Source organism: bacterium (genome assembly GCA_021372775.1).
Lineage (GTDB): Bacteria > Acidobacteriota > Polarisedimenticolia > J045 > J045 > JAJFTU01.
Genome location: JAJFTU010000249.1, coordinates 1 through 8,816, shown reverse-complemented (window position 1 = coordinate 8,816; position 8,816 = coordinate 1). Strand labels below are relative to the sequence as shown.

Below are 8,816 nucleotides of genomic sequence, written 5' to 3'. Positions count from 1 at the left end.
CGCCGGACAAGCCGGCCGAGGCGGCCCCGGCCCGGCTCCCGCGCCGGCCGCGGGACGAACCGCGCCGCGGGGCCGGTCCCGGCTCAGGGCTTCGGCGCGACTTCGGCGGCGACCGCGCGGCGGGCGTGGGCCAGCAGGATCGCGCAGACCGACTTCGCGTCGCGGATCCGCCCGTCGAGCGTCATCCGCACCGCCTCGGAGAACGGGACCTCGAGCACCTCGAGGATCTCGTCCGGCTCGAGCGCCTGCTCGCCGGCGACGAGGTCGTGCGCCTCGTAGAGCCAGATCACCTCGTCGGTGAACCCCGGCGTCGTGACCACCGCGCCGAGTTCGACGAGACGCCCCGCGCGCACGCCGACCTCTTCCTCGATCTCGCGCCGGGCGCACGACTCCGGCGCCTCCCCCTTGTCGAGCTTCCCCGCCGGGACTTCGTAGATGAAGCCGCCGACCGCGTGCCGGAACTGCCGGATCAACGTCACCGTGCCGTCGGCGTTGAACGGGAGGATCGCCGCGGCGCCCGGATGGCGGATCGTCTCCAGCGTCGCCTCGCGGCCGCCGGGAAGCCGCACCACCTCGCGGTCCACCTTGACCAGCTTCCCCTCGAACACTCGTTCGCCGCGCAGCACCTGCGAGTCGTCGATCATCCCTCGGCCTCCGGAAAGTACTCGAGCAGTCCCGTGAGCGGACCGTCCTCGATCACGACGTCGGCGACGGCGCGCAGCGCGTCGTCCTTCGGGCGGAACGCGACGCCGAAGCCGGCCGCGCGCAGCGCGGCGAGGTCGTTCCAGTGGTCGCCGACGAAGGCGCACTCGGTCGGGGCGAGCCCCCACTCCCGGGCCGCGTCGGCGAGCGCGCGCGCCTTGCCGTCCACGTCGTACGGCGTCGCCCGCCAGCCGGCGATCGCCCCCTGTTCGTCGAAGAAGATCTTGTTGGAGAAGACCCGGTCGAAGACGACGTCCGCGAGCAGCAGCCGCAGCGTGACGTCGAGCGTCCCCGAGATCACCGCCAGTTTGTAGCCGCGGGCCCGCAGTTCGTCGATCGCCTCGCGCGCCCCTTCGACGGCCGTCAGCTCGGCGCGGATCGCGGCCTCGATCTGCGCGCGGCCCACGCCCCGCTCGATCCAGTCGCCGACGTCGAGCGCCACCCAGTCGGCGTAGCTCAGCCGGCCGGCGCGGAACGCGGCCATCCGCTCCTCGTTCCGCACGTCGTCGCCGAGAAAGGTCTGGTTGAGGACCTGCCAGACGGTCTTCTCCTCGGCGTGGTGGATCAGCGTCCCGTCCACGTCGAAGCAGATCGCCTTGATCCGCCCGTTGCGCCCGCCGTCGTTGGCCATCGGGGACATTCTGCGGCCCGGCGGGGGTCAGCGCCCATCCCAAATCAGGAAGGCCCACTGCAGCGTCAGAATCAGCGCGCAGACCGCGGCGGCGCCCCACCGCGCCCGTCCCCGCGCCAGCGCGAGGCGCGGCCGCGGAAGGCGCAACAGCCACATCGCGGCGGCGGCCGGGGCGTAGACGAGGGCCGAGAGCAGCGCGAGCGCGACGAGCGCGTTGAGCCGCAGCGCGGTCAGCGGGTGGCCGTGGGCCAGCGCGAGCACCGCCCGCGTCGTCCCGCAGGTCAGGCAGGGGATCCCGGTCCAGTCGTGGAAGCGGCAGCCCCCGGCGAGCGGGGCCCAGGCGTCGAGCGGCAGGAGGAGCAACGCCGCGGCGGCGAGCAGCCCGGCGAGGGCCGCGGCGATCTCGACGTCCGCCGTCGGATGCGACGCCGGATAGAGGCGGAGCGCGAACGGCCCGGCGCGACGCTCCGCGAGCGGCGGCGGAACGACCGCGCGCTTTTCCGAGATGCCGAAGGGGACGTCCATCGGCGCGATTATCGCCCGCCAGCCCCCGTCGCGTGAAATCGGCGCGGCGAACGGCGCGACCCGCTTCCCGGACGGCGCCGTTTCGTCGCATATTGGCGGGCGATGCTGAAACGAATCAGGGAAGACGTCGGCGTGGTCTTCGAGCGGGACCCGGCCGCGCGCAGCAAGCTGGAGGTCTTGCTCTTCTACCCCGGCCTGCACGCGCTCTGGTTCCACCGCGCGGCCCACGCCCTTTGGCGGCTTAAGCTGGTCCTCCTGCCGCGCTTCGTGGCCCACGCCGCGCGCTTTCTCACCAACGTCGAGATCCACCCCGGCGCGCGCGTCGGACGGCGGGTCTTCATCGACCACGGCGCGGGGGTGGTGATCGGCGAGACCGCGGAGATCGGCGACGAGTGCGTGCTCTACCAAGGATCGACGCTCGGCGGCGTCAGCCTCGAGCACGGCAAGCGGCACCCGACGCTCGAGGACCACGTCGTCGTCGGCGCGGGGGCGCGCGTGCTCGGCCCGATCAGGGTCGGGCGCGGCGCGCGGATCGGGGCCAACTCGGTCGTCGTCCGCGACGTGCCGCCGGGGGCGACGGTCGTCGGCTCGCCGGCGCGCGAAGTCCAGCGGCGCGACCCGCACGAGGCGGAGACGATCACGCTTCACCACGAGCGGATCGCCGATCCGACGGCGAAGGCGATGGCCGAGCTGGAACGCCGGATCGAGCGGCTCGAGCGGCGGATCCGGGAGATCGACGAAGAGTGACGCCGCGCCGCGCGGATCTCCGCGCGGCGCCTTAGGGGACCGAAGATCCGGAGACCCGGCGAGCGACCCTCGCCGCCCATCGCGGCGCCCCGCGCCGCGGAACGAGGGGAACGACGGATGGCGAACGACGGTCTGCGCGGAAAGCGCGCCGCGGTGCTCGGCGCCGGGCGGCAAGGAACGGCGGCGGCCTACGACTTCGCGCGCGTCGGCGGCGCGGCCGAGGTCGATCTCGTCGATCGCTCGAGCGAGGCGCTCGACAAGGCGCTGGCGCATCTGCGGCGCCTCGCCCCGGAAACGCGCTTCGCCGGGATCAAGGCCGACGCGGCGAGCGAACGCTCCTTGGCGGCGGCGCTCTCCGGAGCGGCCGCGGCCCTTTCCGCGCTCCCTTACCGCTTCGGGCCGAACGCGGCCCGCGCGGCCGTCGCCGCGCGCTGCCACCTCGTCGATCTCGGCGGCAACACCGACGTCTCGGCGGCGTTCCTCGCGCTCGACGGCGAGGCCCGCGCGGCGGGGATCGCCCTCGTGCCCGACACGGGACTCGCGCCGGGGCTCGCCAACACGCTCGCCGCGGCGGGGATCGAGGCGCTCGACGAGCCGGAGGCGGCGCGGATCTGGTGCGGCGGCCTGCCGCGGCGCCCGCTTCCGCCGCTCGGCTACCGCCTCGTCTTCAGCGCGGCCGGACTGCTCAACGAGTACGCGGGGGAGGCCGTCTTTCTCCGCGACGGCAAGATCGCGCTCGTCCCCGCCCTGTCCGAGATCGAGCAGCTCGAGCTGCCGGAGCTCGGGCGGGTGGAGGCGTTCCCGACGAGCGGCGGGACCTCGACCGCGCCGCAGACCTACCTCGGCCGGCTGAAGACGTTCGAGTACCGCACGGTGCGCTACCCCGGCCACCGCGACCGCTTCCTCGCGCTGGCCGAGATCGGGCTGCTCTCCGAGACGCCGGTCCCGCTGCCCGACGGGTCCGCGGTCCGTCCGCGCGACGTCGCGGTCGCGCTGCTCGCGCCGCTGCTCGACCATCCCGAGGAGCCGGACCTCGTCGTGCTGCGGGTCGAGGTGGCGGGGCGCCACGACGGCCGGCCGGCGCGCGTCGTCTTCGACCTGTTCGACCGCGAGGACCCCGCGACGGGGTTCACGGCGATGGAGCGCTGCACCGCCTTCCCCGCCGCCGCGGTCGCCGAGATGGCCGCGTCGGGGGAGATCGCCCCCGGCTCGCGCCCGCTGGAAATCGCCGTGCCCCCCGCCCCGTTCCTCGCCCGCCTCGCCCAACGCCCGCTGGCGCTCGTGCGCCGCTGACCGGCCCGAAAGGACAGAGCCGTGACCGAGCCGACCCGCCTCGTCCCCTCGTCCTCGCGCACCGCGATGACGGAACTGGTCCTCCCCGAGGACACCAACACCCACGGCGACATGTTCGGCGGACGGGTCCTCGCCCTGGCCGACAAGTGCGCCGGGATCGCCGCGATGCGCCACTGCCGGATGCCGGTCGTCACCGTCTCGATGGACCGGATCGACTTCCTCCACCCGATCCGGCAGGGGATGATCGTCATGCTCTCGGCCGAGCTGACGGCCGCCTTCCGCACGTCGATGGAGGTCGTCGTCGCCGTCGAGGCCGAGGATCCCCGGACCGGCGAGAGGACGCAGACCTGCCGCGCCTTGGTCACCCTCGTCGCCCTGAACGAGAACGGCCGCCCGGCCCCGATCCCGCCGCTCGAATTCGACACGGACGAGGAACGGGCGCGGGCGGAACGGGCGGCGGCGCGCCGCGCGCAGCGGCTGGTGACCCGCGGAGAGCTGTAGGCGATTCCCACACTCGTTCCGGACGAGGCACGCCGTCCGCCAAAGTGTTGATCCGGAGCGACTTGCGTCGCGCCGTGCGGACGGGCGCCGCGTCGCGGCGGCGAGCGTTGCGGCGATTTTCGACAACTGAATGCGGGGCGTCCCTGTCGCCATTTCTAGGCAACCCTTTGATCTTCAGCGACTTGCCGGATCAGCGCGGCCGTGGCACAAGGCGTGCAAAAGGAATTGGCGGCAAACACCACACCAGACCGGGTCGAACCGCCGGCCGGGAGGCAACAATGGTCGCCCTCTTCGTCGTCCTGATGATCGCCGTTTTCCTCGTGATCGACGTGATTCTCCACATCAAGCGCCAGCCCGCCCTCGCCGAGCAGATCCGCGAGCGGCAGGAAGAGGCGCTTCTGGCGGCGACGCGGGTCGCGGGGTTCCGCTTCGATCCCGAAGCCTCCTACCACGCCGGCCACACCTGGGCCCGGCGCGCCGGCGAAGGGCTCGCCAGAATCGGCCTGGACGACTTCGCCGCCAAGCTGGTCGGCCGCCCCGACCGGATCGACCTGCCCGCCGTCGGCACGACCGTGCGCGCCGGGCGGCCGCTCCTCACGCTGGAGCGGAAAGGCCGCCGGATCACCATCCTCGCCCCGGTCGGCGGCGTCGTCGCCGCGGTCAACCGCGACCTCGCCGAGCGCCCGGAGGCCCTGACCGCCGCGCCCTACCAGAGCGGCTGGCTGGCCGAAATCAAGAGCGCCGAGCTCTCCTACGACCTCCGCTCGCTGCTCACCGGCGAGATGGCCCGCCGCTTCCTCGACGAGGCGGCCGCCGCCCTCCACGCCTTCTTCGCCCCGGCCGAGATGGCCCCGGCCGCGGCCGACGGCGGCGAGCCGCTCGAGGGGATCGGCGACCAGCTCGACGACGCGGCGTGGGAACGGGCGCAGTCCCGGTTCCTGCTGACCGACGCCCGCTGACGCCGGCGACGTTTCTCCGCCCGGGGGGCGCGGCCGATCGGCCGCGCCCCCTGTCGCTTTTGCCCACAGCCCCTTACTTGCCGCCTATACTTCGTGAGGACCGCCGGCCCGAGATGTCGAGAATCGCCGCGACGGGCGCCGGCGGCGGAGAGCGGCCATGCGCCCCCGCGTTTCCCTCGCCTTCCGCTTCGCCCTCGTCGCGGCGGTCGTCGGCGCGCTCGGGGCGTGGATCGCGCTCCTCGCCCTCCGCGCGCAGGCGCGGCGCGACTTCGAGCGCCAGGTCGTCGCCTCCGCCTCCTCCGTCACCGAGCTGATCCGCCAGGCGACCCGCTCCGGCATGCTCCACAACCGCTGGGACGACGTGAAGGAGGTCATCCACAACATCCACCGCCAGCCGGACATCGTCCGGATCCGGCTGCTGGACAAGAAGGGGGACGTCGTCTTCTCCTCCGACGAGGCGGAGATCGGGCGGCGTTTCGACGTCTCGGCCCCCGAGTGCCGTTCCTGCCACGTCCCCGGTCCCCCGAAGGCCGACCTGCCGCGGGAGGAACGGGTGCGGATTTTCCGCGATCCGGTCCGCGGCCGGGTGCTGGGGATGATCGAGCCGCTCCCCGGCGAGGCGGAGTGCTCCGGGGCCTGCCACCACCACCCGCCCGGGCAGAGGGTCCTCGGCGTGATCGACACCCAGCTCTCCCTCGCCTCGGCCGACGCGACCTACGCCGAACGGACGAAGCGGCTCCTCGGCGCGGCGATCGTCGTCCACTTCGCCGCCGCGGCGGTGATGGCGATCGTGGTGGGCGCGATGCTCCGGCGGCGCCTGCGCCCGATGCGCCGCGCGATCGCGCGGCTCGGCGGCGGCGACGACCTCGCCCGCGTTCCGCCCAAGGGGAACGACGAACTGGGCGACGTCGCGCTGGCCTTCAACTCGATGGCCGGCGACCTGCAGCGGACGCACGAGGAACTGCGCGGCTGGACCCGCACGCTGCAGGACCGCGTGGACGAACGGACGCGCGAGCTCGCCGCCGCGCAGGACCAGATGGTCCGCAGCGAACGGATGGCCTGCCTCGGGCGGCTGGCGGCCGTCGTGGCCCACGAACTGAACAACCCGCTCGCCGGCGTGCAGGTCTTCGCGCGCCGGACGCGCAAGGCGCTCGCCGCCGGGGAGCCGATTCCGCCGGAGCGGGCGGCGGAGATCGAGTCCTGGATGGAGATGGTGGACCGCGAGGTCGGACGCTGCGGGCGCATCGTGCAGGACCTCCTCGCCTTCTCGCGGCAGCGGCCGCCGCAGCGCGCGCCGATCGACGTCAACGAGGTCGTGCGCCGCGCGACGCGGCTGCTCGGCCACAAGCTCGACCTCGAGGAGATCGACCTCGCGCTGCGCCTCGACGAAGCCGCGGCGCCGGTCGTCGCCGACGGCGCGCAGATCGAGCAGGCGCTCCTGGCGGTGCTGATCAACGCCGTCGAGGCGATGCCCAAGGGGGGCACGCTGACGGTCGAGACCCGTCCCCGCCCCGGCGGCGGGATCGAGATCGAGGTGCGGGACACCGGCGCGGGAATCCCCGCCGACATCCTGCCGCGAATCTTCGAGCCGTTCTTCACGACCAAGCCCGAGGGCCAAGGAACAGGGCTCGGGCTGTCGGTCGTCTACGGCATCGTCTCGCGCCACGGCGGGCGGCTCGACGTCGACTCCGCCCCCGGCGCGGGGACGCGCGTGACGATGGTCCTTCCGCCCGACGTCGCGGCCGACGACGCGGGCGCGCCGCGAGGTGAAGCATGAACGACGCCGCGTCCCCCAAGGGGCGCCTGCTGATCGTGGACGACGAGGAAATCGTCCGCGCGTCGCTGTCCGGCTGGTTCGAGGAGGAGGGGTACGAGGTCGCCGCCTGCTCCTCGGCGCGCGAGGCGCTGCGGGCGATGCAGGAGGGGCGCTTCGACGCCTGCCTCACCGACATCAAGATGCCGGGGATGGACGGGATCGAGCTGCAGCGCAAGCTGGCCGAGATCGCCCCCGACACCGCGGTGATCGTGATGACCGCCTACGCCTCGGTGGACACCGCCGTCGCCGCGCTCAAGGCGGGGGCGTTCGACTACATCGCCAAGCCGTTCGACCCCGAGGACCTCGCGCGGCTCGTCGCCAAGGCGGTGGACTTCAAGAAGCTGGCGCGGGAGAACCGCCGGCTCAAGGAACAGATCGACGAGAACGCGCCGCTGGAGCGGATCGTCGGCCAGGACCCGGCCGTGCTGCGCCTCAAGGAGCTGATCCGCACCGTCGGCCCGACCGACTCCTCGGTGCTGATCCAGGGAGAGTCGGGGACCGGCAAGGAGCTCGTCGCGCGCGCGGTGCACGCCCTCTCGCCGCGCCGCTACATGCCGCTCGTCGTCGTCAACTGCGGCGCGATCCCCGAATCGCTGCTGGAGAGCGAGCTGTTCGGCCACGAGCGCGGCGCCTTCACCGGCGCGAGCCAGCGGCGCAAGGGGAAGATCGAGCTGGCCGACGGCGGCTCGCTCTTCCTCGACGAAGTCGGCGAGGTGCCGCCCAAGATGCAGGTGGACCTGCTCCGCGTGCTCGAGGAGCGGAGCTTCGCCCGGCTCGGCGGCAGCCAGTCGATCGCCAGCGACTTCCGCCTGATCGCGGCGACGAACCGCGACCTCGAGCGGATGGTCGCCGAGGGGACGTTCCGCCGCGATCTCTTCTATCGCCTCAACGTCGTGCAGCTCGTCGTGCCGCCGCTCGCCGCCCGGCGCGGCGACATTCCGCAGATCGCGGAGGCGATCCGGGCCCGGCTCGCCGCGAGCATGAACCGGCGCTTCGCCGGCTTCGCCCCCGCCGCGCTGGAGCAGCTGCGGCGCCGCGACTGGCCCGGCAACGTGCGCGAGCTGGAGAACGCGATCGAGCGGGCGATGGTCGTCGGGCGGCCGCCGCTGATCGAGGCGCGCGACCTGCCGCCGGACGAAGCCGGCGCGCCGCGCGACGACGCGGAGCGGAGCCTCGCCGACGTCGAGCGGGCGCACATCCTGCGCGTGCTCGAGGAGACCGGCTGGAACATCAGCCGCGCCGCGCGCGCGCTGGACATCGACCGCACGACCCTCTACGCCAAGATCCGCCGCTACGGCCTCGAGCGCGGCGGCATGACCGAGTGAGCGGCCGCCGATGAGCGCCGCGGAAGCGACGGGCCGCGCGTCGTCCGGGAGCGGACGCGGCGGCGACGGAGCGGGACGCCGATGAGCGCGCCGCGCCGCGGTCTCGCGCTCTTCGCGCCGCTCGCCGCGATGGTCGCGGCGGTCGGCGGGGCGCTGGCCGCAAGCGACGCCTGGGCGGCGCCGCTCTGGGCGCTCGCGCTCCTCGCGGCGCTGGCGCTCGGCTTCGCCGCCGGGTGGACGCGCGCGCGGCGCGACCTGCCGGCGATCGCCGACGCCGTCGCCGCCGTCGCGCGCGGCGGCGCGGCGCCCGCGGCGCC

The 8,816-nt window shown here is 73.9% G+C and carries 10 protein-coding genes; 7 read left to right on the top strand and 3 right to left on the bottom strand.

Translation table 11 applies throughout. The features are described 5' to 3' along the window. Positions 1 to 83 precede the first annotated feature (83 nt). From LLG88_08940 to LLG88_08930, 3 genes are read right to left on the bottom strand one after another with little or no spacing between them, the layout of a single operon-like run. Positions 84 to 644, bottom strand: coding sequence for an NUDIX hydrolase (locus LLG88_08940; GenBank protein MCE5247025.1), 561 nt, complete (start codon positions 642 to 644; stop codon positions 84 to 86). Continuing rightward, a complete protein-coding gene (locus LLG88_08935) occupies positions 641 to 1,333 on the bottom strand; it encodes an HAD family phosphatase (protein MCE5247024.1) in 693 nt (230 codons plus the stop codon). Before LLG88_08935 ends, LLG88_08940 begins: the two co-directional genes overlap by 4 nt. A gap of 27 nt (positions 1,334 to 1,360) precedes the next feature. Continuing rightward, a complete protein-coding gene (locus LLG88_08930; protein ID MCE5247023.1) occupies positions 1,361 to 1,858 on the bottom strand; it encodes a DUF2752 domain-containing protein in 498 nt (165 codons plus the stop codon). Positions 1,859 to 1,960: 102 nt separating this feature from the next. Between LLG88_08930 and cysE the strand changes: the two genes are divergently transcribed. The 7 genes from cysE to LLG88_08895 form a co-directional block, all read left to right on the top strand. Beyond that, positions 1,961 to 2,605 (top strand): serine O-acetyltransferase, encoded by a 645-nt coding sequence (gene cysE / locus LLG88_08925; GenBank protein MCE5247022.1) that lies wholly within the window; start codon positions 1,961 to 1,963, stop codon positions 2,603 to 2,605. Between the two features lie 117 nt (positions 2,606 to 2,722). After that, entirely contained in the window at positions 2,723 to 3,898 is a 1,176-nt protein-coding gene (locus tag LLG88_08920; protein MCE5247021.1) for a saccharopine dehydrogenase NADP-binding domain-containing protein, read from the top strand. Positions 3,899 to 3,919: 21 nt separating this feature from the next. Beyond that, entirely contained in the window at positions 3,920 to 4,399 is a 480-nt protein-coding gene (locus LLG88_08915) for an acyl-CoA thioesterase (protein ID MCE5247020.1), read from the top strand. Between the two features lie 278 nt (positions 4,400 to 4,677). Beyond that, complete coding sequence (locus tag LLG88_08910) at positions 4,678 to 5,358, top strand: glycine cleavage system protein H (protein ID MCE5247019.1); 681 nt, start codon at positions 4,678 to 4,680, stop codon at positions 5,356 to 5,358. Between the two features lie 157 nt (positions 5,359 to 5,515). Beyond that, positions 5,516 to 7,135 (top strand): HAMP domain-containing protein, encoded by a 1,620-nt coding sequence (locus LLG88_08905; GenBank protein ID MCE5247018.1) that lies wholly within the window; start codon positions 5,516 to 5,518, stop codon positions 7,133 to 7,135. Next, complete coding sequence (locus LLG88_08900; protein MCE5247017.1) at positions 7,132 to 8,499, top strand: sigma-54 dependent transcriptional regulator; 1,368 nt, start codon at positions 7,132 to 7,134, stop codon at positions 8,497 to 8,499. Before LLG88_08905 ends, LLG88_08900 begins: the two co-directional genes overlap by 4 nt. Before the next feature lie 81 nt (positions 8,500 to 8,580). After that, positions 8,581 to 8,816: MFS transporter (locus tag LLG88_08895; protein ID MCE5247016.1), on the top strand; the 236-nt coding region annotated here is incomplete at its 3' end.

What these genes read in the sequence shown, in the direction of transcription:
- LLG88_08940 (MCE5247025.1), bottom strand. Translation starts at nt 644, where the DNA reads ATGATCGACGACTCGCAGGTGCTGCGCGGCGAACGAGTGTTCGAGGGG.
- LLG88_08935 (MCE5247024.1), bottom strand. Translation starts at nt 1,333, where the DNA reads ATGGCCAACGACGGCGGGCGCAACGGGCGGATCAAGGCGATCTGCTTC.
- LLG88_08930 (MCE5247023.1), bottom strand. Translation starts at nt 1,858, where the DNA reads ATGGACGTCCCCTTCGGCATCTCGGAAAAGCGCGCGGTCGTTCCGCCG.
- cysE (MCE5247022.1), top strand. Translation starts at nt 1,961, where the DNA reads ATGCTGAAACGAATCAGGGAAGACGTCGGCGTGGTCTTCGAGCGGGAC.
- LLG88_08920 (MCE5247021.1), top strand. Translation starts at nt 2,723, where the DNA reads ATGGCGAACGACGGTCTGCGCGGAAAGCGCGCCGCGGTGCTCGGCGCC.
- LLG88_08910 (MCE5247019.1), top strand. Translation starts at nt 4,678, where the DNA reads ATGGTCGCCCTCTTCGTCGTCCTGATGATCGCCGTTTTCCTCGTGATC.
- LLG88_08905 (MCE5247018.1), top strand. Translation starts at nt 5,516, where the DNA reads ATGCGCCCCCGCGTTTCCCTCGCCTTCCGCTTCGCCCTCGTCGCGGCG.
- LLG88_08900 (MCE5247017.1), top strand. Translation starts at nt 7,132, where the DNA reads ATGAACGACGCCGCGTCCCCCAAGGGGCGCCTGCTGATCGTGGACGAC.